We start from the raw sequence: 24,295 nt of genomic DNA on the forward strand, positions 1-24,295 counted from the left end.
GTCAAAAGGACGCTACAATAAAAGCTGTTTTGGGCTTATAAGGAAAAATAATGTCACTGCTAAATTGGCTTGATTGGATTTTTATTATTATCGTGTTTGGCTTTGCGATTATTGGTTTTTCGCAAGGCTTTGTGCGCGGATTAATCTCTTTGCTAACTTGGTTGATTGCTGCAGTATCTGCCTACTTTTTTGCAGATTCTCTTGATATGAATTTTGTTACAAAGTGGTTTAATTCACCTGAAGTGGCGTTTTGGATGTCGTTTTCTGCGATTGTACTCTTTGTTTGGCTTCTAGGAGGTGTCGCACATATTATTTTTGGTGTCTTTCGTAAAGATCATCAGACGGTTACGGATCGCTTATTGGGTTTTTTATTTGGCATTGTTAAATCAACACTTGTGGTGAGTTTAATTGTTGGTGTGCTTAGTTATAACAAGGCGCTCACTGAGCAAGAAGCTTGGCAGGATTCATTACTGGTGCCGTGGTTAGTTAAAGGAGCGGTTTGGGTTGACCATAAGTTGCCAGAAGATATTCATGAAAAAATACATAACAACAGCATCTATAAATATAATAGAAGTGATCAAGATAGTGATGATAAAGATGGAGCAAATAATAATGCTGATCAGAATAACTCAAATAATTATCAAGAGCAGGAGTTTCATAAATCAAAAGCTGAGTTAGATGCTATTGGTTGATATGATGAATGTTATTTTTTCTTTTTACGATTAAAAGCTTTACTTAACCAGTAGTCAGCACTCACATAACGTCCGCCACCATAACATAAAAGTACTAAAAGCATAATAAAGTAAGTAGTAGCAAACTCGATACCGTTATTAAGAATGACTGGATCTCCCAGCCCAGTAATATAATTATACCTACCAGGAAAGTTTATAGATAACCAGTTTAAGAAGTCACCAAGACGTATTGCAGACTCCATATTATTACTGGCAATTGCCAACCAACCGTGAGACCAATGTACCATAAGGCTTGCAACGCACATAAGTATGGTTAAAGGGATGGTAATAAAGCGTGTAAATAAACCAAGTGCAATACAAATTAAACCAAACACTTCAGTTGATGTTGCCAAAAATGCTAATAACTCTGGAAATGGTAGGTTTAATCCTCCTTCAGCAGCAGGTGCGCCAAACCAGGCAACTGTTTTACTAAAACCGGTAACTTTTGAGTGTGCGCCTTCGTAGATAACAGGTAAGAGAAAAAGCCTAACGGCAAGAAGAGCAATAAAGTCAAAAGATTTTGCTTTATATAGTGTTGAATTGATCCATGTTATTGTGTTGTGTATCATAATTTACTCCTCGTATTCAATGTGAATTAAATTGATTTTTATAAATGACTTCATGATTTCTTTAGTCATTTCACTATTGCGGTGTTGATAGCTCTTTTGATATGTATTATTGCCAGTGGATTTAATGTTTTTTAGAAATTGTATTTCGATGTTTGATAAATTTTTTGTTATCACACAACCATTAATATTTCGAAATACAATATAAATATATTGTCCTTGGCCAATGGGACAATAGTTATTGCAATCAGCTAACTCAAAAGGTAGGCAAATATACTGAGCAGTTGGGTTTAAGACTATTTTGACATTGGCATTAATAGCATCAAAATAAGTTTCTTGAGCTTTAGAATCGAGCCGTTTGGGATTGATTTCAGTTGAAAATAATAGCCATTCATACTCAAGTACTGCTAATAATAGCGCTGGTACTGCTTTACTGGACTGTGCAAAACGTAGAAATTCTGTTGCAATATGGTGAAACTGCGGTTCATTTGCAGGGTGGTGCATAAGAAAATCTTCAATAAGTAAAGTAAGTAACTTAGGGCAAGTCATTTTATTGAATAAAGGAAAAGTACCTTCAATAACGGATTGTATATTGCCCAGAATAAAGTTGCGGTAAATAGGTTTATTTTCATAGGTTAAATCATGTTGCTTGCAGCGAATGTTTTGGCATAAGCGATTAGTTGCGATCACTAAGAGAGATGGTGCGATCTTACAGTTTTGGTGAGTATTGCTAAGCATTGCGAATTCCTCTTTTTATCTGTAATAATTCATTACAAAGTTGCTCTAACGGTGGCACATTATTATCGCGCTCTAGTAGAACTGGCTTAGTGCCATGGAATTTAATGGTTTCTTGTGTGAGTGCTAGCACCTCTGGAGTCACCTCTTTACCATGTGTGTCGAGCAAAAAAGTATCACTTTCTTTTAAATAACCTGCAAGATGATAATAACGGATCGCTTTTGTAGGCATCTGTTTAACAAACTCAAGTGCGTCATAATTATGATTAACACTATTAACATATACATTATTGATATCCAGTAGTAGCTCACAACCACTCAATTTAATTAATTCTTGGATGAATTCATATTCAGGCATTTGATCAGGGTAACAGTGATAATATGATATATTCTCAAGTACCAAAGGACGTTGAATAATATCTTGTACCTGATTAATTCTATCAGCTAAATAGCCCAAGATTTCTTTATAGCGGGGTACGGGTAATAATTCATAAAGATAACCTTTATCATCTTGAGAAAAACTCAGATGTTCGCTATATATACTAATATTGTATTCGTCTAAGAATAATTTAACCTCCTTAAGAAATGATGTGTTAAGTGCTACTGAACTGCCAATTGATAAATTAAGTCCATGAGCAATAAGTGGATATTTACTAGCGATTTGTTGCAATAGGCATTGATAGGTTCCACCCATGTTAATCCAGTTCTCAGGCGCTAGTTCAAGAAAGTTAATTAACTCATGCTTTGGCTTACAAGCAAGTATTTCTAGGTGTTCGCGACGTAACCCAATACCATAAGCAGTCTGTGCTATTGGCCGCATCGTCCACCTACCGATCTAGCTTGAGCTACTAAAACTTCATCACTAGGCTTTATCCCATAACCTGTTGTGCCACATTTACCATCACGCGCATAGACAAGCTTCCCTTGTGGATCATGTGTTATTTTAGCTTCAGCATAAAACTTCTCTGTACCACATTTTCCCGCAGCACATTTTCCTCCAGAATCTGTAGAAACAGAGCTTACTTGTGTTGTTGTTGAAGTGTTGGCACTCACAATATTACTCATAGATAGGCTAAGTAATGATGTTATTGCAATAGATAAAGTTATTGTATTATTCATAGTTATATTTCCTTTAATATGTTTTATTTTTGGGTTAATGGTATGCAACTAAGATCTCGCGCAATAACCGTTGGACCGCTATAGTATTGCTTAACAATTTCGATCGATTCCTTCTTGTATAATAGGCCTTTGCCCATAAAATGATTTAATATCAGCATTTTCGGATTAACTTTGTTAGCAATTTGCCCAACTACTGATGGCTTGGCATGTACAAAGCTTGAAATTTTATCTGCCTTCTCGTCAATGGCTAAAGGCATAACAAGAATATCGGCACCTTTGGCAAAATCGATAAACGCATCATTACTACCATTTTGATCGGCTGAGATGACAACGTTGCCATAGTTTGATTCAACGCGATAAGCAAGTGCAGGTACATTGCCATGTGGGATGCCTAATGCCCATATGGTATATTCTGCGTTAGAAAATACTTTGGTTTTTTGAGGACTTTGATAATCAACGTCTACGATTGGTGAAAGCGTCAAAACGCCATCTTTGTTATTAGGTGTCAGCAGGTTAGAAAGATAGGCATAAGCACCATTTTTTGCATTAAATAAATTATTCAAATAATGCGTTAGGCTTGGAAAACGTGCATTTTCTTTAGGGCCTGCGATTGCAATTGGGCGTTCACGCTTAAAAAACTCAGCGCCTTTTAAAATTGCTGGAAGATCAGCAACATGGTCAGTATGAAAATGTGTAATGCCAATAAAGTCTAGATCTTCGAGTTTGGCGCCAGATTGACCAAAACGTAAATAAGTTCCACCTCCTGCATCGATTAAGATTCGAGCTTTGCCATTGATCCAGATAATTTCCCCAGATGAGGCGCGTTTATCATCACTTATCGGACCGCCTGAGCCCAAAAGCTGTAGGCTTAATGAGGTCTTAGTGCATTCTGTTGCAGAGTTTGTGCCGTAGCTCAAGGAGCAAAAAGATAGGCTAAAGAGCACAGATAATCCAATTGATTTAGCAATGAAGTGATGTGTTTTCACTGGATTTATTTTTTTGAATTTACGTAATCTTTTAAAGAAGTAAGATTTATACCTCATAACAAATGTCCCCAATTTATATTTTTTTGATTTTCCACACTCACATGATGAGAGTGCCTTATGTACAAGATCGAATTATATAGCGGCTTTTCAATTACTAAAATTAATCTTTAATGATTGGATGAATAAAAATAATTAATGAATTTGACAATGAGTGAAGATCATTGCTAATGATTCAGCATTAGGGGAAAAATGGAAAAAAGAGAAAGGAATTTTTATAGTGCCGCCCATATCTGCCGCTGCTTACATGGCTCTTGAACCCTCAAGAACCAAGTGGGTGCGTTTGCTGTTCGTTGGGCTTCTCAGCTAGGCCGAGCATGCACGCTAAAACAAGTATCTACGCTCCCGATATAAATACATCGGCTCAAGAATGTAAGGACTGGCTAACAGCACAGGCAACACTAAACTTACACTTGAAATCATAGAAGCATATGTTACTAAGTGCAAGTGATTTGTTGTAAAAAAAATGATACGATATAGACATCTTGATTATAATGATAAAAACACTCATGCAAATAACAGAAAAACAAGTTTTACCTGATTATCAGGAGGTGACTACTGCACTGCGCAAAATCAATGCTTTGTCTGAAGCTTCTGAGGCACATGCTTTGTTGTGTGCGCTTTTTACAGGGGGTGCTGAGATGCGCATTGAAGCGTGGATGGACTCGCTGATGGCTGAGCCCATCGAGGCAGGTGACGTTGTTGCACAAGATGCATTAAAAGTATTAGCTGAAATGTATCAGGTAACGAAAGCACAATTTTTGGCACAGGATATGCATTTTGATTTGCTGCTGCCAGATGATGATGAAAAATTCTATATGCGAATTGATGCATTGGCGATGTGGAGTCAAGGCTTTTTGTCAGGGCTGGGCTTAATGGAGATCGATTACACCAAAGGTTCTATAGAAGTACAAGAGGCAATCGTTGATTTAATTGATATGTCGCGCTTGCAATATGATGATGAAGTCACCGGACAAGAAGATGAAGAAAAAGCTTATATGGAGCTAGTTGAATATACGAAGGTCGCGGTACTTCTTATTCATAGCGAGTTTGGACTTAAACGCCTATACCCATCGTAAATTATTTTGCGATGTTTAGTTGCAACGCAAAAGTTCTGTAAAATGATTTGTGGTGGGTATATATTCATAAATATATTTTGAGGAAAAGCATTCGTGTTAAATAATAAAAAAGTAATTATATTATTAATGGATTCTTTTGGTATTGGCGAAGCTAAGGATGCCAAACTATTTGGTGATCAAGGTGCTGATACCTTGGGGCATATTGTCGATTATCGTGCGCAGTATAAAAGATCATTAGATTTACCAAATCTTGCTAAACGTGGTTTGCAGAAAGCTGCAGAGCTAAGTCGTGCGCGTAAACTTACGATTGATTTATATGAAGAAGAGCCTGTTGTAGAGGCCAAATATGGTTATTGTGTTGAGAATAGTAAGGGTAAAGATACGCCAAGTGGTCATTGGGAGATTGCCGGTGTGCCAGTGATGTTTGATTGGCATTATTTCGCGCAAAATAATCATGCTGAAGCTGAAGACACATCGGTATTTCCTAAAGCATTTATTGATGAATGGCTAAAACGCAGTGAATTAACGCAAGGTGTGATTGACGCAGGTCACGCATCAGGTACTGAGGTACTTAAAGCACATGGTGTTAATCACTGTTTAACAAAGAAGCCGATTATCTACACCTCAGCAGATAGTGTTTTTCAGGTGGCAGCACATGAGGAATACTTTGGTTTAGAGCGTTTGCTTAAGATATGCAAGATTGCACGTGAGCTTCTGGATGAAATGGGATTAGTAGTAGGACGCGTGATCGCTCGTCCCTTTATTGGTGAGTCAGCAAATGAATATGCGCGTACGGGAAATCGCAAAGACTATTCGGTCTTGCCGCCTGAGCCAACCTTGCTTGATAAATTAAAAGAAGCAGGTGGAGAGGTGATTTCAGTTGGTAAGATTGCAGATATTTACGCTAATCAAGGAATTACGCAAAGCATTAAAGCCACGGGGCTAACAGAGTTATTCGATGTCACACTGTCAACGTATCAAAAAGCTGAGCCTAACTCGCTTATTTTTACAAACTTTGTCGATTTTGATTCAAGTTTTGGCCATCGCCGTGATATTGAGGGCTATGCCAAAGCATTGGAGTATTTTGACTCACGCCTGCCTGAGCTTGATCAACTACTAGATGATGATACCATTGTTATTATTGCAGCGGATCATGGTTGTGACCCAAGTTGGCAGGGAACAGATCACACGCGTGAGCATATTCCTTTTCTGGTGTGGGGCAAAAATATCACGACTGAATGCATTGGCGAGCGTATGAGCTTTGCTGATATTGGCCAGAGCATCGCTGATTACATGGGATTAACACCCTTAAGCTGTGGGCAGTCGATTTTCAAATCAGCGGATATGGCACATGTTGGTTGATCACAGTCAGTTCACGGAAATTGTTTCTCTTATTGATCTGACATCTTTGAATAAGTCAGATACTCAGGCGAGTATGGATCAATTGTTACAAAAGAGCATTAATCATCTAGGTACAGTCGCTGCAGTTTGCGTTTATCCGGAATTTATTTCATATATTAAATCTAAAGTTCATCCAGATATTGCGATTGCAACAGTGGTTAACTTCCCTGAAGGAAAGGCTTCTGTTGATGCTGTTGCTATGGAAGTTAACAATGCGATTAACCTTGGCGCTGATGAAATTGATTTAGTCATTCCCTATACAGAATACCTTGAAAATAGCACATCGCCACATGCAATAAATATGGTCAAAACGGCAAAAGAGCTGTGCCACGATCGTACGCTGAAGGTGATTATAGAATCAGGTGAGTTATCATCTGAGCTTATCCAAATCGTCAGTCGTGATATGATTAATGCTAAAGCAGACTTTATTAAAACATCAACGGGTAAAACAGCTGTTGGCGCAACGCTAGAAGCGGCAAAGATTATTCTGCAGGAAATTGCTTTATCAGGTCGTACGATTGGCTTTAAAGCATCGGGTGGTATTAGAAGTTATGCTGAGGCACTTGAGTACATTCAATTGGCGCGTTCAATATGTGATGATTATTATATCAATAAACAATATTTTCGCTTTGGCGTTAGCGGTTTGTTGGATAATTTATTAAACCTTGAGTCAAGCACAAGCAGTTATTAGAGATGAAAGAATATAATCAAAATAATCAAAAAGCACAGTTTATTGCTATTGAAGGCTTAGAAGGAGCGGGAAAAAGTACCGCCATTGAATTTATTCGTGAAATATTGTCACAAGAGAAAATTGAGTCCGTTTTTACGCGTGAACCAGGCGGTACTTTTTTAGCTGAAAAGATACGTAAGCTTTTAATTACACCGTATGAGGAGGAAGCACTGTGTCCTGAGGCTGAATTGCTCCTTATGTATGCAACACGTATGCAGCATGTTGAAAGATTAATTAAACCCACACTTAACAGTGGCAAATGGGTAGTGAGTGATCGCTTTAACTGGTCAAGTTTGGCTTATCAAGGAGGCGGTAGAGCGCTAGGATTTGATAAGGTTAAGCAGTTAAATGATTTATTACTATCATCCTTTCAACCCAATTTAACGATTTACTTGGATATTGATCCTGAACTTGGGCTTCAGCGCGCTAGATCAAGAAATGCGCTTGATCGGATCGAGCAGGAAAAGATAACGTTTTTTAATCGGGCGCGCGAGGTGTTTTTTAAGCTTGTTAAAGATAACCCGCAAACAAGTGTCATTATTAATGCCAATAACACCATTGAAGAAGTTCAGGCACAGTTAACCGACGTGCTTTTAAAATTTATTAAGTAATGAATCAAGAATAAGTTGCGCTCTAATTGCTATTGACTTCATGTAATGCGCCTTCAGGGATGTCTAAAGTGGTTGTAGGGAAAGCGATTTGTGCGCCATTTTGCTCAATGATTTCACCGACTTTTAGCATGACTTCATCTTGTGTGGCTTGGAACTTCACCCAATTGGTTGTTTTGGTAAAGGTATAAACCATAAAATTAATCGAATATGAACCAAAGACACCTTCAGTATTTGAGCCCATATTGGTGTTGCCATTAACAATACAAACCAATGTTGTACACGTTTGATCAATTGCAGGGTGACTCTTAAGCATCTGGCGAATGTCATGCAAGATCTGGTGTACCTTGCTAAAGTCCTTATAACGTACACCAATATATTGCAAAATTCGGCGGTTTGTCATACGTGAGGCATTAACAACCGCAGCGGTTAGAAAAGTAGCATTTGGTACATAAATAGGACGTCGATCAAATCCTCGAATAATGGTGAGTCTAAAGCTTATTTTTTCAACCGTTCCTTGAATACTACCATCAACGGTATAAATCCAATCCCCTACAGCAAAAGGTCGATCAAGATAAAGTACGGTACCTCCAAAAAGGTTCTTGATAAGCTCCTGTTGTGTAATTGCAAAAAAGCCCGTTACTACGGTTGCCATACCAGCTAAAGCGACAATCGGGATATTAAGTGCACCAAGTACACTGAAAAATAGTAAAATAACAACGATTGCTTGGGAAGCCTTATAGACCGTCTCAATCATACTAAAGTCATTGTAACCACCATCAGTGCGTGTGTTTTTTTCAATAAATAATTTACGCATGCCGCGAGCAAATCGTAATAATATCCATGCGATACATAGGATGACCAAGATCTTTACAGTTTTGTTGGCAATTGCAAAAATCATTTGCGGCTGCTCACCTTGCCAATTTATGAATTGAGTGAGAATAATCCATAATCCAATTATCCATGTGATGTAGCGTACAGGGCGATTAACTGCTTGATAAAATATGCGCAAATAAGGTGATTTTTTGGCAAGGCTTTTATCAAAAATAGCAAGTACAATACGAATAATCACATTAATCAGTAAAATAGCGATAATTACAATTAGCGCATGAACATATTCAGCATAAGCTTTGTTAACATCCATATATTGTGTAATAGGGTCCATAAGTCACTCAATAATCTTTTGTAATGAATATTATTCTAGGGAAATTCTTGAGAAGTTCAATATGGATATTGTTACAAACCGTTGTCAAAAAAATGTTGAAAGCACTGCCAACGGTGGTTAAAGGCGTTATTATGCTGATAGCAAGTATTACTAAAAACATCGAGTATTTCATTCATCACGCTAAATTCATTGCATAATAAAGCAATGTCACCTCCAGCGCCAAAGAACCTCTGACAATTCTCTAGTGGGTGCTTAGCTGTTTGAGTTGCAGCCGCCATGCCAAAGTCATCGCTAAAGATGATACCCTTGAAGCCAATTTTTTGACGTAAGTAAGTCGTAAGCCAAAACTTCGATTGTGAAGCAATCTCAGTATCGATTTGCGGGTAAGATAGATGGGCAACCATAATGCTATCGGCTTTGTTTTCATTAATAAGCGTGATGAAGGGCAGTAAATCCGTTTGTTCAATATCACTTAAGATTCGATGATCAATAACACTTTCTGTATGGGAGTCAGCAGCTAAGCTGCCATGCCCTGGGAAGTGCTTTAAAACGCTCGGTAAGTTGTATTGATGCATGGCGTCAATATACTGTTTGGCATAATGTATGACGTCATCTGCATTTTCAGCAAAAGCGCGTGTGTTAATCACGCGACTATCTTGATAATACAAGTCAACTACCGGAGTGAAGCTAAAGTCAACACCATGATGTTTCAGCTCATTGGCAAGTGTGGCGACATGTTGTTTAAGTTGTGTTTTATCATTTGTTTGTACAAGTTCATAGAGTGAGGATAGTGGTGTGAATTGATCGCTTTTAAAGCGTTGAACGCGCCCACCTTCTTGATCAACACAAATAATAAGATCATTACGACATGATTTAATGGCTGTCGTTAGTTTCTTTAGTTGATCTGAGGTTATGAAATTACGACTAAACAAAATCACGCCAACCACGTGTTTGTTTTGTAAGCGATTGATATCGTGAGTGGTTAATTCAGTGGATTCAATACCAATGATAAAGCGAGCAGTGATTGGGTTAGTGTGCATTTTATTGCTGATCTGATTGTTGCTGTATTGCATCATTTGCTTGAGGTGTTGTAGGTGTTGCAGAATTTATTGTTGTTGACGCACTTGTGGAGTTAATTGTAGTTGCATTACTTGTATTAGCTGTTGTTGTGTTTGGTGTTGCAGTAGAATCACTTGTTTGGTTATTCGTTGGAGGCAAGATTGTTGGATTCTCTTGTTCGGTTGAACTAGAAACAATAGGTGAACTCAAAGTAACGACACTTTGTTTTAAAGCATTGGCTTTTTGTTGTTGATATAAAACGTAAACCGTGTGCCCTAACAGAACAATCAAAATCAAAATGATCAAGCGATTAATGTAATCAAAGGGTTTCATTTTGCCTTTGCGTGAGCGCTTATAATCCAAGTAATCAATTCTATTTAACATGCTCACAATTTTGCGCTCAGGCATCCCAAGACATTCGCCATATTTACGATAATAGTTTTTAAGTGATTGCGTGGGTAACTCCAGTGAAAATAGATCATCAGTATCTTCTAGCATCTGAATGGTTTGTGCAGTGAAGCTCATTTTGCTTGCAGCACCGTCGACGGTTAATTGTTGTTGTTCACGTAAATGCTTAAGTTGTTGTTGAAAGCTATTCATTATTGTTAATGTTAGATTTATTGTAACTGCCCTGAATTATATACTGCGCATAAAGCATTTTATAGTCTTTCTTGCGCTGCTTTGAATATGAATTTAATCAAATGTCAATTTCTTTTAGGTTTTTTAGAAAAAATTTGATAGAATGCTGCAAAATTTCGACATCCGTATTTATCAAATCGTGCGAGTTGGTGCTTGAAATAGTCAGGCAATTAAGAAGCATTGAGATGTAAGATATATAAACAAAAGGGTATATAAAACGATGGCATTAGAGCATTTGCTACATCCGACAACAGTGAATAATCTCGAGAAAAATGACAAAGAAGCAAAGATTATTTTGGAGCCTTTAGAACGTGGCTTTGGTTACACGCTTGGATTCTCATTAAAGCAGATTTTAGCTAACGCGTTGGCAGGGGCTGCGTTAACACGTGTTAAGTTCAATGATGGTGATGATCTATCTGCTCAGTTACCAACGGTTGAAACAATTGAAGAGATCTTACTTAACTTGCAAGCGATTGAGTTTAAGCTTTCACCTGAACATAAAACAGCTGAGATTGCGATTAAACTTTCAGGTAAGGCAAAAGATGTTTATGCAGCAGATTTAACGGTTTCTGAAGGCTTAGAGATCTTAAATCCTGATGTTTATATTTGCCAATATGAAGGTAAAGAAAAACTTTCAATTGATGGGCAAATTGACCTAGGTGTTGGCTATGTTGCTGCAGATCAAGGGTTTGTTGATGGTTGTTTTGTATTAGATGCGTCTTATTCGCCGATTGTAAGTTGTAGCTATAATGTTGAAAATGCACGTGTTGCACAAAAGACAGATTTGGATAAGTTAATTCTTGAGATTAAAACAGATGGTAGTTTAACCCCATCTGAAGCATTGAGTTTGGCCGCACAAAAAATTCAAACACAAATGTCAAATATCGTCGATGAAGATGAGTTGGCAGAGCGTCTATATGTTGAAGAAGAACCACAAATCGACCCATTCTTATTGAAAACAGTTGAAGAGTTGGATTTAACGGTGCGTTCAGCAAATTGTTTAAAATCAGAGAACATCCGTTATATTGGTGAATTAGTGCAGCGCACTGAGTCTGAGCTGATGAAAACACCAAATTTTGGTCGTAAGTCTTTGAATGAAATTAAAGAAAAATTATCTTCTTATGGTTATTCATTAGGTACTATCGTTGATGATTGGCCAAAAGAGTTGATCTAAAACTAACGCTGGCTGAGCATTAGTCGAAGCCATGTGTTTCTTTTGTATAATATTTTCCCTCCGACTTCGCTTAAGCGTCTGGCTTTGAGCTGCTGTTAGGCGAGTGTATAATTGAAATCTAAATTAATTAATTATATTTTTTTATGTCTTTGGCTGTGGTAATTTAAAGACACTTTAAATCTAAAAAATCACCATATGTTATCATTAGCTCAATCTAATCTTTTTTCACGTAGCCTCTTTAAAGGCTGGCTCTTTTTCTCATTAGCTGGCATTTTCTTTTTATATGAATTCTTTTGTCGCGCCTCATTTGGCTCGATGAATACGATTTTTGCCCATGATTTGCATCTAGATGCATTAACAGTAAGTAGTATTTCATCAGCCTATTTCCTTGCTTATTCTTTAATGCAGTTACCAGTGGGAATACTCATTGATCATTTTGGTGTGCGCAAGGTCGGTACGTTTGCCATTATTGTTACCGCGCTTGGTGCGTTATTATTTAGTTTTGCGACAACAGCAGCTGTCGCTTGGATTGGACGCTTTGCCGTTGGTTTGGGATCTGCATTTGCTTTTGCGATGATGTTTAAAATTATTCTTGATTGGTTTCCGCATCAGCATCTAGGTGTTATGGGTGGTATGACGCAAATACTTGGAATGATTGGACCTATTTTAGCAGGTGCGCCTTTTGTACTCATGCTTGTTGTCACGGATAATGACTGGCGATTAATCTTCCATGGTGTGTTTATTGCAGGGTGTATTTTGGCACTATTTTTCTTTTTATTTGTTAGAGATAAGTCTAAACGTCAAGTGGATAAGACAGAATCAAATAGCAAGAATGCATTAACGGTTAAGCAAAAGCTTGTGATGTTGATAAAGATTAAGCAGGTGTGGTTAATCGCGATCTTTGCTTTTTTTGTTTATCCAGCAGTTGAAGTAATTGGTTCAATGAGTGGTGTTGGTTATTTGGAGCATTTCTTTAGTCAAACAGTGTCTGCAAGTGCCGTGTCATTTGTGTGGCTTGGTTTGGGTTTGGGCAGTCCATTAGTTGGATTAATCTCAGACAAGCTAGGTAAGCGTAAACAAGTGCTTTTGGCTTGTGCTGTATTTGGTGTGGTTGTTAGTTTGCTACTTAATTGGTTAGCGATTGATAGCTATGTGATATTTTCAATGTTGATGTTTTTGCTTGGTGTTGCAGCAGGTGCGCAAACCTTGTCTTTTGCCATTATGATCGAGAATGTTCCTGCCTCATTAACGGCAACTGCTGTAGGGTTTAATAATATGTTTGTTTTGTTAGGTGCATGGGCTGCGCAAAATGTTACTGGTATTGTATTAAATCAATTTTCTAAGAGTGGTGAGAGTATTAGTGTCCATGGCTATCAAGTCGCGCTTACTATTGGCTGCACTTTGTTTTTTGCTATTGCGTTTGTTATTGGTTTGTTGGCTGTCAAAGAAACTAATTGCAAACGTTTGCCGACTTTGCAGGAATAAAGCTTAAGATCACGGCAGTAATTAGCCCTATTAAGATAGGCAATAGTGCCGTTTGAAATCCACCTAAGGTGTTAGCGTTACATTGGTAGGCAGATTGATACCAACTTAAAATCCAACCGATTAAAGGCTGAAGTATTGGTCCACCCAAACCGATAATGATCATATTGGTAAAACCCATTGCCATGCCTTGAGCATCAGGATGAGATAGTTTCTCAATCGAAGCAAAGGGTAGAATATAAGCGCCAGAACCAAAGCCAAGTAGAAAAAGTAAAATATTACCAAGATAAAAAGGAATTGCGATATACAAAAGGATAATAAAGCTAATCAGAGCAATAAGGCTAAATATTTGCATAACATGAATACAGCGAATTTTATTAGCAAGCCAGCCACTGGATGCAGCGCCTAAAGCTGCACCAATAAAAATCAGTGCAGTAGCATGTGATGCATGATTGCTTTGCTCAGGATAAAGCACTTGGATAAAGCCAATGCTCCAAAGAGAGGCAAAGGCGCTAATAATGGTGAAAATCAAACCACCAAATAAGCTATATCGCCATACGTCACTATTTTTCAATAATGCTACAAAATGCTTTAATGTATGTGTTTGACAGTTGTCTTGTTTTTCGGGTTCACAGCATTCATGCGCATTTCCTTTGACGAAAATTAAAATCAAAGCCGCAAGAACCAAGCCAATAATAGCGCAAATAATCATTGCCGTACGCCAGCCATAATCACTTATTGCATGTTCCAAAAAGTAATCTCCGGCGGCACCTCCTAGCATGCCCATCATTTCAATTAGGCCTGCGACAATAGTGAATCTCTTAGGGAACCAACGTGCAGCAAGATACATCGCACATGCCACCCCTGGTGCACTTGCAATACCCATGATAATCCGAGAGATATTCGCAGTGGCAAATCCTTCGGAAAAAGCGAAACCTAATGTGCTTAAACCTAAGATAAGCGTGCCAATAAATAAGGTTTTCTTAGGTCCGAATTTATCAATGATAAAACCAGATGGAATTTGCAAAAGAATATAAGGGTAAAAAAAAGCAGAAGATAAAAAGCCGATCTCAGTGAGGTTAATGCATAAATCACGCATTAATACTGGCACCATTAAACTGGTTGAGCCTTGCAGTAGGAATTGATAGAGCACAAAAAAGCCGCCAAGAAAGCAAATCCAAGCGGCAAGTATATTTCGTTGTCTGGTCATAAGTTTATCACTAGCGCATTTTTTTCATTTTTTTAATGTGCCTTTTATACTGAAAAACAGATCAAATGTCGAAGGATGTTTTAAGTTTTCAGTGAATGTTGTCGCTTATGCGAGATTTTTATTAACCAGTTCGGCAAGTTGATAAGTGATTACATAATAAGCTTGCTCATTAGTAATATGGAATTGTGGATCTTGCATATTGTTATTAATGTTTTGCGCAAGCATCGTTGATAAGGTCATCATTAAGCGTGCAAACACGTTATTATCCTGAGTGTCTTTAATGTTATTGTAATCTGATGCTAATGGAATATTTGTTTGACCTTCTGCTGTTGTGCTTAAAAGAAAGTTAAGCGCATTTTTAGTATCATTAAAGCCAGATTTTTGTAAGCCATTGTGTACCATGTCTTTTACTTGATTAGGAATTAATTTAATCTCAATGGTTTTGCCTAAGAACTTAAAGCTGTAGCTTAAGTTTAAGAAATCATTAATAGCGACATTGATGTCGTTAGTTGCTTCAGATAATTGTTGCACTTTCGCATTAGTTTGTACGTTTTGTAACGCAGAGACGACCATGTCTTTGTTGATAGCGTAGACTGCTTCAACGGCCATGTTGCGCGCTTGATAGTAGCTATTGAATGCATCCATTGGAATGCTATAACCTAAGGTGTTTAGCTTGACATAAAAGTCTTTGGTTTCATCAATGCTTTTGCCTTTTTGGATCACATTAACGCCATTGACGGTCAGGTAATTTAATAAATAATTAAACTCATAAGCTTTTTGCTCCCCTGATTCACCATTTAGGAAAGTAACACGATGATCCCAAGCTGCTTGTAGTTCAGTATGTGCTTGCGTTAGCGCTTGATCCATCTTATCAAGCATTGGATAATTATTAACAACTGCTTTTAATGCGTTGCTAAAGCCAGCAAGATCATCTGACATGTTAAGTAGATCTTGAGATGTATTAAAGGCATTGTATTGTGGTGCTGTGATTGAAACTAAATTGGCCGTGTTGACAACAGCAGCAATGTAGTTGTTTGCTTTGGCATTTTGAACTAATTTTTTAAGTTGTTGAATGTTTTCAGTGCCTTGTTGATCTGAAAAGCTTACATCATTGACGTGTGTAACTGCTTTTGCAACATCGTCAGACGTTACATTGGTTGCAGCAAAAGCGCTCGTTGATATGAATAAAGAACTTGCAATTAATAAACTTAGTTGTTTCATTTTTTTCTCCGTGTGTTTGTGTTGCAGGGAGAAATTTACCGTTTTTTGATCAGTTGTGGAAATTAGTATTTCTAATAGGGATATTAGTTTTTTAAATAACTAGGACTTTTGCGCTAAAATCCTGTGCGTATTTAGGCTTTGCTTGTGTATAATGCATTTACCTTTTTCCAAGTAAAGTAGTCATGAAATTTAATAAAATCACTGCATGTACACTTGCAATCTTAAGTATCAGTACCTTGGCAGGGTGCGCATCAACCAGTAATTTCTTCCGTAACCGTGATTTTGATTACGCGCGTCAATCCGTTGAACAAAACAAACCATTGGAAGTACCAAAATCGGTTTCAACAGATCCTAACATTCATCCGGCATTGGTGATTCCTAAAGGGCAAACAAGCTTTACTAAGAATCAACTGTCTCAGGCGCAAAATGCGATGTTGCCACCTAATTTTGCATCCAACTATGATGTCAGTGCGGTTGAGCAAAAACAGCTTTATGTTGTCACAACGAAGTTAAGCTATGACAAAGATAACCAAGCTAAATTAGTCATTTACGAACCACACGCAGTGACATGGATGATTGTAGAGTCTGCGTTAGAAGATAAACGGCCTAATGTGTCACTTGAAAAAACAGATAAAGACAATAGTCGTTTTATCGTTAAAGATAAAGCCTCAGGTGAATCTTACTATGTGTTTATCGGCCATGTTAAAAATGAATTTAGACGTGCGGAGTTATCCTTGTTTAATATGGACGAAAAACCTGCGGTTACTAAAGAGGCAAGTAGCATCGTCGAGCAGATCCAAAAAACAATAGAAGGTCAAAAAGTCACTGAAGAAACTTTAGTCAATGCACAATTCGGGTTTATTAATAGTGAGAACGGCTTGAAGTTCCAGCTTTATACTAAGGATAAAGTTGTCTCTATTGTCTTTGTTGGTGATGAAGCATTAGCAAGAAAGACCTTGGAAAATGCATTAAAAGCAGCAGGCTATAAATACGTTGCCTATGATGCTAAAGAGCAGACAATTTTATTTGAAGACAATAAGGGGCAAAGCTACTTGTTGTATCTGTATCCATACACGCAAAATGGGTCGATATTTAGTGATATGAGTAATTGGCGTAACTTCTTCAGAGAAGAGCAAAAACAGTTAAGAGTATCATTGTTTGATACCAAACAAGTATTAATCCCCGTGGATAAGGCAAAGCCGATTTTATCTACGATTGCATCACATATCCCACTTAAATAGCTAAAAGGATAATGAAAATGGTTAAAGAGTTGATTTACCAAGGAAAAGCTAAGTCTGTTTATCAGAGTGATGATGCCGATCATGTTATTATTGAGTACCGTGATGATGCCACAGCGTTTAATGGTGTTAAAAAAGAAGCGCTGAAGGATAAGGGGCGTGTTAATAATCTTTTTAATGCTTTCATTATGCAAAAGCTTGAAGAAGAGGGTGTGAAAACCCATTTTGTCAAAACATTAAGTGATAATGAAAGTCTGATGAAGCGCCTTGAAATGATCCCCGTTGAGTGTGTAGTGCGTAATTACGCTGCCGGTGGAATTTGCAAACGCTTAGGTCTTGAAAAAGGCATGAAGTTTGATAAACCGGTGTTTGAATTCTTTTTAAAGGATGATGCGTTAGGTGATCCAATGATTAATACATCGCATATTTTAAGCTTTAACTGGGCAACTGCGTTAGAAATTGACTTTATGCGCGAAGCTACCTTCAAAGTGAATGATATTTTATCTGGTGTTTTTGATGAAGCAGGATTGTTATTGGTTGACTATAAGCTTGAGTTTGGACGTTTTAAAAATGCGATCCTGCTAGGGGATGAGTTTAGTCCAGATGGCTGTAGATTGTGGGATAAAGAAACAAAAGAAGTGTTTGATAAAGATCGTTTTCGCCAAGATCTCGGTGATGTGATTGGTCACTATAAAACGGTTGCTAAACGTATAGGGTTAGTTTTATAAGTTTGTTAATCATCAAACTTTTTGTTTTCGCGCTCATAAGAAATTTCAACTAATTTGTCGTTAACAAATTTAAGTTTAGTTTTGTTTTCAATAGAAGCATCTGCTTCAGGTGTTTTATAATATAGCCTATTAGAATCCGAAAAGTTTCTGGCATCGCTAGCTTCACCACAAGCTTTAATCACTTCAGCTTGACTTAGTCCTAAGTTTAGCACTGAACCATTACAGTTTAACTGAATATTAGGCGTTGATGCTTTGCTATCTGTGGCAGCATGGGCGCTAGCACCAATCAAAAGTAAGCTTGTTGGGACAAGTAACAAAAAAGACGATTTTTTCATAAGTATTCTCCTTAGTTGGTAAATCATGCGAGGCACTTCTAAGCGTAGAATATCATTTTGATTCGTCAAGGTTTTTATGATAAGGAAGTCCTAATATTGAACATTGTGTGTGTGCATAATCACCAATTGTTTGACCAAAATACTCTAAGCGCCAGCCATTATTTAATTTGTTGGCACCCATGTGATTAGGATTTATAAGCTTTTGATAGAGGAAATGTTTAAGTTCTTGTTTTGATGAGATCAGAGCCATTGGCAAATGCTGTTTTTCAGCAATTTCAGCAAGGTATTCGAAGCACAATTGTAAGAGCTCTTTATTGATTTTAATTCGTGCGCGTTCAATCAGGCTCATATCATATTGAGTATCTGCTGTATGTAATATTTGGATAAGTTCAGCGCCAAAACGTTGTACTTTCTTATGTGATAGAATGTGTTTTTCAGTAATAGTTTGCAGATTTAGAGGATTTAACTTAGCTAGGTTGACAAGCTCTTGATCTGAAAGCACATAACGCGTTACCCAGTTTCGACTTTGTGCATACTCTTCGCGCCAAATTGCTAATTGAATTAAATGTGTGCGGGCAGACACATTTAAGCGTGCAAGATGATGTTTGAATTTTAAGGGAGCATCTTGTGTGTTATTGAAATGTGCCTTTTGGATAAACTTCATTTCCTCTTCAAACGCCTTCGACCATGGTGTTTTTTTAAGCTTATCTGTTAGTAACTTTTGACATTGAATTAAAGAGATAACATCAGAGGTGGCATAGGCTATTTGCGCGCTAGATAAAGGACGCTTACGCCAGTCTGACATTTTTTCATCCTTATTTAAATCGTCAAATCCTAAATGAGTTAGCGTGTTACTAAGTGACAATTGATGATCATGTCCTAGAAATGCCATGGCAATTTGTGTATCGAATATGCCATTAAACTCACAATCTAAGCAATGCCTTAAAATCTTGATATCATTCTCAGCCGCATGCATGATTTTAAGTGTGTGCTTATTTGCAAACAACGGATTAAGTAGTTGCAAGTTAATCTCAGCTGATAAAGCATCGATCAAATAGGTATGGCTGGTTGTTGCGATTTGAATAAGACATAACTCAGGATAATAGGTATTACGCCAATAAAACTCAGTATCTAGTGCGATCATTGGTTCCGCCATCAATAGCGGTATAATGCGTTGTAAATCATTACTGTTTGTAATCATTGAGTGCGACTGTCATCTTACAAATGCTTTATCTTACAAACAAAAGATAGAAATACAAGTAAAATAAGCTCAAATTGCTACAGCAACATTGGCAATTTTGCGCTATACTATGGTCAAAGTCTCACAAGTGAATGTGCATGTTAACCAATGTAGGCTTTAAGTTTTTGACGTAAAGCGTTTAAGCTAAAGCACAAAGTAGATAGGCATATTTTCTTAGGAGGTGACCTAAAACATGGGAGCAAGGTAATGATAAGAGTGCTTTTGGTTGATGATCATGATTTGGTAAGACTAGGGATCAAGAAGTTGCTCAGTGATGTCAATAATATTGAGATTGTTGGTGAAGCAGCCAGTGGTGAGGAGGCAATTACGCTAACTTCTAAACTGTTACCTGATGTCATTTTGATGGATGTTAAAATGCCTGGTATGGGCGGTTTGGAGGCGACAAAACGCATTGCCAAGACCTATCCGCAGATTAAAATTTTAATTGTGACTGTTTATGGTGAAGAACCTTATCCAACACGTGTATTACAAGCAGGCGCTTCTGGTTATATGACCAAAGGCGTTAGCATTGATGAAATGATTCAAGCGATTAAGACAGTGTATGCCGGAAGGCGCTATTTATCACCTGAGGTTGCACAACAACTTGCCTTAAAGCACTTAACGCATGATGATGATTCACCATTTGATGTGTTATCAGAGCGTGAAATGCAGGTGTTAATCATGATCACAAGTGGTCAGAAGGTTAATGAAGTGGCGGATCAGCTTTGTTTAAGTCCAAAGACGGTTAATAGTTATCGCTATCGTTTGTTTGAAAAACTAAATATTGACAGTGATGTTGAGTTAACGCATATGGCGATTAGACATAAACTGATTGACCTTGAAAGTAACAAAGAATAATACTTTTTAATTTGCTTCTGTCCATAAAAAACTATGTTTCACTCAGATGGCTCTGAAAATGTCACACAGACATTTGATCTAGATTCTTTTTTAAAACATTTAACAACACATCCAGGCGTTTATCGTATGTATGATAAAGCGCAGACGATTTTATATATTGGCAAAGCCAAAAATCTCAATAAACGTGTGAATAGTTACTTTAAAAAGGGCGCTAAAGATATCAAAACACAGACATTAGTTGAGCAGGTGGCATTTATTGATGTTACGGTAACACCTAGTGATTATGATGCCTTTTTATTAGAAAGTGCGCTAATTAAAAAGCATAAGCCTAAATATAATATCCTATTCAAAGATGATAAAAGTTATCCTTATTTGCATTTAAGTGACCATGTATTTCCAAGGTTGTCTGGTTTTCGTGGTAAGCCGCGCAAGGCAGGGCAGTTTTTTGGACCTTTTGTCTCATTATCGTCAATGAAAGAAATGTTGATTTTACTGCAAAAGCTTTTTCCCATTAGGCAATGTGAGGATAGTTATTTTAACCATCGCTCACGCCCTTGTTTGCAATACCAGATTAAGCGTTGCAGTGGCCCTTGTGTGAATAAAATTAGTATTGAAGACTATAAGATACAAGTTGATCTTCTGGCAAAATTCATGAGTGGTAAGCTTACTTCAGTATTGGAAGAAATCTCACAAAAAATGCAAGATGCTGCTAATGAAGAAAACTTTGAGCTTGCCGCGCAGTTACGTGATCAATTGGCACTATTGACCAAGCTGCAGCAACAGCAGTTTCTGGATAAATTGAATAATAAGCGTTTGCATGTGTTGGGTGTTTTACAAGAAGCCGATAAGGTGTGTATTACATTGGTTAGTATTGAACAGGGTAAAGTGGCTGATGATAAACATTGGTTTATTAGTCAACATGGCAGTACGTTGACGGATATTTTAGAGGCTTTTTTATCACATTACTATTTGGCAGAACCGCGAACAATTTGGCCTGAAGAAGTTATTTTGCCTAAGGAAGTTAAGGTATCAGAGTCACTACTTATAAGTATTGCGCAAAAGGCTGAGCGACAAATTAAATGGATTAAAGAGGCTATAGCTGATAATGCCAAATGGCAGAAGCTTGCTTTAATCAACGCACGTCAAAAATTACAGATGAATTTGCAATCTAAGCAGCATTTTGTCAAACGGTTTGATGCTTTAGCAAAGTGGCTTGATATCCCAGAAATTAAACGTATTGAATGCTTTGATATTAGTCATCACCAAGGTGAGGCAACGGTGGCTTCGTGTGTTGTCTTTGACCAAAATGGCGCATTAAAATCTGCACACCGGCGTTATAATATTGAGGGTGTTACAGGAGGAGATGATTATGCAGCCATTGCGCAAGCAGTCACAAGACGCGTTGAATCAGGAATAGAGGCAAATAATCTGCCAGATGTTATGATTATCGATGGTGGCAAGGGGCAGATTAAAAAAGCAGAAGAAGTACTGATGCAATATAATCAGCAGCATAATATTAAACTCTTGAGTCTTGGCAAAGGTGTTGAGCGAATCAGTGGTAAAGAGGATATTTTTCAAGGTTTTGATAATGAGATATATCATTTGCCAGAGTATGACTTAGCCTTTTTGTTGTTAAGACAGATTCGTGATGCAGCACATGACTTTGCCATCAAAGCGCAGCGCAAAAAACTGGCAAAACGCCAAACCGAGTCCGTACTTGAGTCAATTGAAGGGGTGGGAAGCAAACGCCGACAAGCACTTTTGAGGCACTTTGGTGGATGGCAAGAGTTATCACGTGCCTCAATTGATGAGATTGCAAAGGTCAAAGGCATTAGCCCTAAACTTGCTGATCATATATGGCATGCGTTTCGTTAATTACGCTTTGATATACTCATCAGCCTTAGTTAGCCAGCGTTCTATAATTGGCTCAATGGTCTGAGGATGATGCTGTATAAGCGTATCCGCGATAGAGGTAATTTCATCAAATAGATTTTGATGTTGACTTAAATCTGCAACTTTAAATTGGATATCACCGGTTTGGTTTTTACCAAAGATATCTCCGGGGCCTCTGAGTTTAAGGTCTTCCTCAGCAATGATAAAACCATCTTGAGTTTGGCGCATAAGCTCTAAACGCTTCTTAGCGGTGAGTGATAAAGGTGATTGGTAAAGTAAAATACAGTTACTTTCTTTGTGTCCACGTCCAACACGACCACGCAATTGATGCAGTTGAGATAAACCCAAACGCTCAGCATTATCGATAATCATAATATTGGCATTAGGCACATCAACACCGACTTCAATCACGGTGGTTGCGACCAATATATCTAGCTCATGCGCTTTAAACTGCTGCATGATGAGTGCTTTTTCCTGAGCCTTCATCTTGCCGTGAATAAGACCAATGCGTGCGCTTGGCAACATTTCTTTGATTGTTTCAAAGAGTGACTCAGCATCTTGCAGTGTGACTAATACTTCGGATGATTCAATTAAAGGACACACCCAGTAGGCTTGTCCATCGGCATTGATATGTGCTTCAAGTTTATTGATTAGTGTTTGTTTTTTATTTTGATTTAACACACTGGTGGTGATTGGTTTGCGATTAGGTGGCAGCTCATCAATGATTGATAGATCAAGATCACCATATACCGTCATCGCCAATGTGCGTGGAATAGGGGTTGCCGTCATCACAATTTGATGGGGCTGCCAGTTGTTGCTTCTTGATTTATCAATTAATGCTAAGCGTTGTTCAACACCAAAACGATGTTGCTCATCAATAATCACCAATCCAAGCCTAGGATAATCAATGCTTTGTTGAAATACTGCATGGGTGCCAACAATAACGCAATTGTGTTGTGTCTGTATTATCTCAAGTGCGCTTTTGCGTTCTTTTGCCGTTAATTTTTGAGCGATAAAGACAACAGGAATATCAAAAGCGCTAAGCCAGTTGCTTAGATTATGATAATGTTGCTCTGCCAAAATCTCTGTGGGTGCCATCATCACTGATTGTAAGTTATTAGCAGCAGCTTGAATTAAGCAAGCACTTGCAACAACGGTTTTCCCTGAACCGACATCACCTTGCACAAGACGTGAGCATGGCTTGGACTTGGTTAAATCAGCAAAAATCTCAGCAATAACACGCTCTTGGGCTTTGGTTGGAGCAAAAGGCAACTGACTGATAAACTTATCAAGTAATTTAGGTTTGATTTTTATCTTTGCAAACGGTGTTGATTGATTGGTTAGGCGCACTTTTTTTGCATTAAGATTATGTGCCAGCATTTCCTCAATCGCTAAGCGATAACGAGCGTGCGTGACGCGCTTAATGGACTGCTCAAAGTCACTCTTTTGTGGGAAATGAATCTCCATTAAAGCGTTATTAATATCCATAAATCCATGAGCTTGCAAGATCTCAGTAGGTAACAGTTCTTTAAAAGATATAGATGATTTGATTTGCTTTATTAGTTTATGGATAACTGTCGAGCTTACCCCTTCAATCGTTGGATAAATGGCAGTAATTTCTCCACTTAAGGCTTCATTTTGATCGTTGATAATTTGCCATTCAGGGTGAATGACCTCAATGCCATGATGAGTGTGGTTAATCTCACCAAAGCAGCGAATGATTTTACCTTTTTGCAGTAGCTTAGTCTGATTGGGGTAAAATTTAAATAAATGCATTTTGCACATGCCACTATCATCAGAGAAGTAGCAATTAAGATGCTTTTTGCCAAAGTTGTTGATATTCACTTGGCGAATAACGCCAGAGATTTGTTGTTTTTGTCCTGAGACAGTATGTCCAATCGGTGTGATGGTGCGTCGATCTTGATAGTCTTTGGGTAAGTGAAGTAACAAATCCCATATCGTGTGAATGTTGGCTTTATTAAGCTTTGCTAATGTTGATTTACCAATGCCTTTTAAGTCTGCAAGATCTATATTCATGCAC

General features: G+C 37.8%; 24 protein-coding genes and 1 other RNA gene. 11 read left to right on the forward strand and 14 right to left on the reverse strand.

Annotation, left to right across the window (positions count from 1 at the left end):
- Positions 1 to 50: 50 nt before the first annotated feature.
- On the forward strand, positions 51 to 692 hold the full coding sequence (locus tag IE867_RS00195; RefSeq protein WP_192482759.1) for a CvpA family protein: 642 nt from the start codon (positions 51 to 53) through the stop codon (positions 690 to 692).
- 11 nt (positions 693 to 703) lie between these two features.
- Here IE867_RS00195 and IE867_RS00200 read toward each other — a convergent pair whose 3' ends face one another.
- The 6 genes from IE867_RS00200 to ssrS all read right to left on the reverse strand — a co-directional run bounded on the left by IE867_RS00200 (position 704) and on the right by ssrS (position 4,595).
- The gene (locus IE867_RS00200) at positions 704 to 1,300 is read right to left on the reverse strand and encodes an HvfX family Cu-binding RiPP maturation protein (RefSeq protein WP_192482760.1); all 597 of its coding nucleotides are present in this window, start codon (positions 1,298 to 1,300) and stop codon (positions 704 to 706) included.
- A gap of 3 nt (positions 1,301 to 1,303) precedes the next feature.
- Positions 1,304 to 2,035 carry an HvfC/BufC family peptide modification chaperone gene (locus IE867_RS00205; RefSeq protein ID WP_192482761.1) on the reverse strand — a complete coding sequence of 244 codons (732 nt, stop codon included), beginning with the start codon at positions 2,033 to 2,035 and terminating at the stop codon, positions 1,304 to 1,306.
- Entirely contained in the window at positions 2,028 to 2,852 is an 825-nt protein-coding gene (locus IE867_RS00210) for a DUF692 domain-containing protein (RefSeq protein ID WP_192482762.1), read from the reverse strand. The genes IE867_RS00205 and IE867_RS00210 overlap by 8 nt, the downstream gene beginning before the upstream one ends.
- On the reverse strand, positions 2,840 to 3,151 hold the full coding sequence (locus IE867_RS00215; protein ID WP_192482763.1) for a hypothetical protein: 312 nt from the start codon (positions 3,149 to 3,151) through the stop codon (positions 2,840 to 2,842). Before IE867_RS00215 ends, IE867_RS00210 begins: the two co-directional genes overlap by 13 nt.
- Before the next feature lie 23 nt (positions 3,152 to 3,174).
- The gene (locus IE867_RS00220) at positions 3,175 to 4,194 is read right to left on the reverse strand and encodes an MBL fold metallo-hydrolase (RefSeq protein WP_192482764.1); all 1,020 of its coding nucleotides are present in this window, start codon (positions 4,192 to 4,194) and stop codon (positions 3,175 to 3,177) included.
- 220 nt (positions 4,195 to 4,414) lie between these two features.
- Positions 4,415 to 4,595, reverse strand: a non-coding RNA gene (ssrS, locus tag IE867_RS00225) — 6S RNA.
- A 108-nt stretch (positions 4,596 to 4,703) separates the two neighbouring features.
- On the opposite strand from ssrS, the gene IE867_RS00230 reads away from it, so the two are divergent.
- The 4 genes from IE867_RS00230 to tmk all read left to right on the forward strand — a co-directional run bounded on the left by IE867_RS00230 (position 4,704) and on the right by tmk (position 8,015).
- Positions 4,704 to 5,273 carry a UPF0149 family protein gene (locus IE867_RS00230; protein ID WP_192482765.1) on the forward strand — a complete coding sequence of 190 codons (570 nt, stop codon included), beginning with the start codon at positions 4,704 to 4,706 and terminating at the stop codon, positions 5,271 to 5,273.
- A 93-nt stretch (positions 5,274 to 5,366) separates the two neighbouring features.
- Positions 5,367 to 6,635: a phosphopentomutase gene (locus tag IE867_RS00235; protein WP_192482766.1), complete on the forward strand. Its 1,269-nt coding sequence runs from the start codon at positions 5,367 to 5,369 to the stop codon at positions 6,633 to 6,635.
- On the forward strand, positions 6,625 to 7,365 hold the full coding sequence (deoC, locus tag IE867_RS00240; RefSeq protein WP_192482767.1) for a deoxyribose-phosphate aldolase: 741 nt from the start codon (positions 6,625 to 6,627) through the stop codon (positions 7,363 to 7,365). Before IE867_RS00235 ends, deoC begins: the two co-directional genes overlap by 11 nt.
- Positions 7,366 to 7,367: 2 nt before the next feature.
- Positions 7,368 to 8,015: a dTMP kinase gene (tmk, locus tag IE867_RS00245; RefSeq protein ID WP_192482768.1), complete on the forward strand. Its 648-nt coding sequence runs from the start codon at positions 7,368 to 7,370 to the stop codon at positions 8,013 to 8,015.
- Positions 8,016 to 8,037: 22 nt separating this feature from the next.
- Here tmk and IE867_RS00250 read toward each other — a convergent pair whose 3' ends face one another.
- The 3 genes from IE867_RS00250 to IE867_RS00260 all read right to left on the reverse strand — a co-directional run bounded on the left by IE867_RS00250 (position 8,038) and on the right by IE867_RS00260 (position 10,836).
- Positions 8,038 to 9,177: a mechanosensitive ion channel family protein gene (locus IE867_RS00250; RefSeq protein WP_192482769.1), complete on the reverse strand. Its 1,140-nt coding sequence runs from the start codon at positions 9,175 to 9,177 to the stop codon at positions 8,038 to 8,040.
- 71 nt (positions 9,178 to 9,248) lie between these two features.
- Positions 9,249 to 10,217 carry a beta-N-acetylhexosaminidase gene (gene nagZ / locus IE867_RS00255; protein WP_192482770.1) on the reverse strand — a complete coding sequence of 323 codons (969 nt, stop codon included), beginning with the start codon at positions 10,215 to 10,217 and terminating at the stop codon, positions 9,249 to 9,251.
- Between the two features lies 1 nt (position 10,218).
- Positions 10,219 to 10,836: a hypothetical protein gene (locus IE867_RS00260; protein WP_192482771.1), complete on the reverse strand. Its 618-nt coding sequence runs from the start codon at positions 10,834 to 10,836 to the stop codon at positions 10,219 to 10,221.
- A 259-nt stretch (positions 10,837 to 11,095) separates the two neighbouring features.
- On the opposite strand from IE867_RS00260, the gene IE867_RS00265 reads away from it, so the two are divergent.
- Both IE867_RS00265 and IE867_RS00270 read left to right on the forward strand, forming a co-directional pair.
- Positions 11,096 to 12,049, forward strand: coding sequence for a DNA-directed RNA polymerase subunit alpha (locus IE867_RS00265; protein ID WP_192482772.1), 954 nt, complete (start codon positions 11,096 to 11,098; stop codon positions 12,047 to 12,049).
- A 195-nt stretch (positions 12,050 to 12,244) separates the two neighbouring features.
- Positions 12,245 to 13,534, forward strand: coding sequence for an MFS transporter (locus tag IE867_RS00270; protein WP_192482773.1), 1,290 nt, complete (start codon positions 12,245 to 12,247; stop codon positions 13,532 to 13,534).
- On the opposite strand, the gene IE867_RS00275 is transcribed toward IE867_RS00270, so the two are convergent.
- Positions 13,500 to 14,741, reverse strand: coding sequence for an MFS transporter (locus IE867_RS00275; protein WP_192482774.1), 1,242 nt, complete (start codon positions 14,739 to 14,741; stop codon positions 13,500 to 13,502). The two genes, IE867_RS00270 and IE867_RS00275, sit on opposite strands and share 35 nt — an antisense overlap.
- Before the next feature lie 105 nt (positions 14,742 to 14,846).
- Entirely contained in the window at positions 14,847 to 15,962 is a 1,116-nt protein-coding gene (locus IE867_RS00280; RefSeq protein ID WP_192482775.1) for a hypothetical protein, read from the reverse strand.
- Positions 15,963 to 16,144: 182 nt separating this feature from the next.
- Between IE867_RS00280 and IE867_RS00285 the strand changes: the two genes are divergently transcribed.
- The gene (locus IE867_RS00285) at positions 16,145 to 17,203 is read left to right on the forward strand and encodes a hypothetical protein (RefSeq protein WP_192482776.1); all 1,059 of its coding nucleotides are present in this window, start codon (positions 16,145 to 16,147) and stop codon (positions 17,201 to 17,203) included.
- Positions 17,204 to 17,220: 17 nt separating this feature from the next.
- Complete coding sequence (gene purC, locus IE867_RS00290) at positions 17,221 to 17,928, forward strand: phosphoribosylaminoimidazolesuccinocarboxamide synthase (RefSeq protein ID WP_192482777.1); 708 nt, start codon at positions 17,221 to 17,223, stop codon at positions 17,926 to 17,928.
- 5 nt (positions 17,929 to 17,933) lie between these two features.
- Here purC and IE867_RS00295 read toward each other — a convergent pair whose 3' ends face one another.
- Both IE867_RS00295 and IE867_RS00300 read right to left on the reverse strand, forming a co-directional pair.
- Positions 17,934 to 18,263, reverse strand: a complete 330-nt coding sequence (locus IE867_RS00295) for a DUF2845 domain-containing protein (protein ID WP_192482778.1) — start codon at positions 18,261 to 18,263, stop codon at positions 17,934 to 17,936.
- 52 nt (positions 18,264 to 18,315) lie between these two features.
- Positions 18,316 to 19,464 (reverse strand): ribonuclease D, encoded by a 1,149-nt coding sequence (locus IE867_RS00300; protein ID WP_192482779.1) that lies wholly within the window; start codon positions 19,462 to 19,464, stop codon positions 18,316 to 18,318.
- Positions 19,465 to 19,710: 246 nt separating this feature from the next.
- Here IE867_RS00300 and uvrY point away from each other — a divergent pair, with 246 nt between their 5' ends.
- Both uvrY and uvrC read left to right on the forward strand, forming a co-directional pair.
- A complete protein-coding gene (gene uvrY / locus IE867_RS00305; protein ID WP_192482780.1) occupies positions 19,711 to 20,361 on the forward strand; it encodes a UvrY/SirA/GacA family response regulator transcription factor in 651 nt (216 codons plus the stop codon).
- A 33-nt stretch (positions 20,362 to 20,394) separates the two neighbouring features.
- On the forward strand, positions 20,395 to 22,236 hold the full coding sequence (gene uvrC, locus IE867_RS00310; protein WP_192482781.1) for an excinuclease ABC subunit UvrC: 1,842 nt from the start codon (positions 20,395 to 20,397) through the stop codon (positions 22,234 to 22,236).
- Here uvrC and recG read toward each other — a convergent pair whose 3' ends face one another.
- Complete coding sequence (gene recG / locus IE867_RS00315; protein WP_192482782.1) at positions 22,237 to 24,291, reverse strand: ATP-dependent DNA helicase RecG; 2,055 nt, start codon at positions 24,289 to 24,291, stop codon at positions 22,237 to 22,239.
- Between the last annotated feature and the right edge of the window lie 4 nt (positions 24,292 to 24,295).

The organism is Cysteiniphilum marinum, from assembly GCF_014857925.1.
Classification (GTDB): Bacteria; Pseudomonadota; Gammaproteobacteria; order Francisellales; family Francisellaceae; genus Caedibacter; species Caedibacter marinus.

Excerpts from the sequence above, each read along its gene's own strand:
- IE867_RS00270 (WP_192482773.1), top strand. The coding sequence starts at position 12,245 with ATGTTATCATTAGCTCAATCTAATCTTTTTTCACGTAGCCTCTTTAAA.
- recG (WP_192482782.1), bottom strand. The coding sequence starts at position 24,291 with ATGAATATAGATCTTGCAGACTTAAAAGGCATTGGTAAATCAACATTA.
- IE867_RS00265 (WP_192482772.1), top strand. The coding sequence starts at position 11,096 with ATGGCATTAGAGCATTTGCTACATCCGACAACAGTGAATAATCTCGAG.
- tmk (WP_192482768.1), top strand. The coding sequence starts at position 7,368 with ATGAAAGAATATAATCAAAATAATCAAAAAGCACAGTTTATTGCTATT.
- deoC (WP_192482767.1), top strand. The coding sequence starts at position 6,625 with ATGTTGGTTGATCACAGTCAGTTCACGGAAATTGTTTCTCTTATTGAT.
- uvrY (WP_192482780.1), top strand. The coding sequence starts at position 19,711 with ATGATAAGAGTGCTTTTGGTTGATGATCATGATTTGGTAAGACTAGGG.
- purC (WP_192482777.1), top strand. The coding sequence starts at position 17,221 with ATGGTTAAAGAGTTGATTTACCAAGGAAAAGCTAAGTCTGTTTATCAG.
- IE867_RS00205 (WP_192482761.1), bottom strand. The coding sequence starts at position 2,035 with ATGCTTAGCAATACTCACCAAAACTGTAAGATCGCACCATCTCTCTTA.
- IE867_RS00220 (WP_192482764.1), bottom strand. The coding sequence starts at position 4,194 with ATGAGGTATAAATCTTACTTCTTTAAAAGATTACGTAAATTCAAAAAA.
- IE867_RS00280 (WP_192482775.1), bottom strand. The coding sequence starts at position 15,962 with ATGAAACAACTAAGTTTATTAATTGCAAGTTCTTTATTCATATCAACG.
- IE867_RS00200 (WP_192482760.1), bottom strand. The coding sequence starts at position 1,300 with ATGATACACAACACAATAACATGGATCAATTCAACACTATATAAAGCA.
- IE867_RS00295 (WP_192482778.1), bottom strand. The coding sequence starts at position 18,263 with ATGAAAAAATCGTCTTTTTTGTTACTTGTCCCAACAAGCTTACTTTTG.
- IE867_RS00215 (WP_192482763.1), bottom strand. The coding sequence starts at position 3,151 with ATGAATAATACAATAACTTTATCTATTGCAATAACATCATTACTTAGC.
- IE867_RS00275 (WP_192482774.1), bottom strand. The coding sequence starts at position 14,741 with ATGACCAGACAACGAAATATACTTGCCGCTTGGATTTGCTTTCTTGGC.
- IE867_RS00260 (WP_192482771.1), bottom strand. The coding sequence starts at position 10,836 with ATGAATAGCTTTCAACAACAACTTAAGCATTTACGTGAACAACAACAA.
- IE867_RS00230 (WP_192482765.1), top strand. The coding sequence starts at position 4,704 with ATGCAAATAACAGAAAAACAAGTTTTACCTGATTATCAGGAGGTGACT.
- IE867_RS00195 (WP_192482759.1), top strand. The coding sequence starts at position 51 with ATGTCACTGCTAAATTGGCTTGATTGGATTTTTATTATTATCGTGTTT.
- IE867_RS00300 (WP_192482779.1), bottom strand. The coding sequence starts at position 19,464 with ATGATTACAAACAGTAATGATTTACAACGCATTATACCGCTATTGATG.
- nagZ (WP_192482770.1), bottom strand. The coding sequence starts at position 10,217 with ATGCACACTAACCCAATCACTGCTCGCTTTATCATTGGTATTGAATCC.
- IE867_RS00210 (WP_192482762.1), bottom strand. The coding sequence starts at position 2,852 with ATGCGGCCAATAGCACAGACTGCTTATGGTATTGGGTTACGTCGCGAA.
- IE867_RS00250 (WP_192482769.1), bottom strand. The coding sequence starts at position 9,177 with ATGGACCCTATTACACAATATATGGATGTTAACAAAGCTTATGCTGAA.
- IE867_RS00285 (WP_192482776.1), top strand. The coding sequence starts at position 16,145 with ATGAAATTTAATAAAATCACTGCATGTACACTTGCAATCTTAAGTATC.
- uvrC (WP_192482781.1), top strand. The coding sequence starts at position 20,395 with ATGTTTCACTCAGATGGCTCTGAAAATGTCACACAGACATTTGATCTA.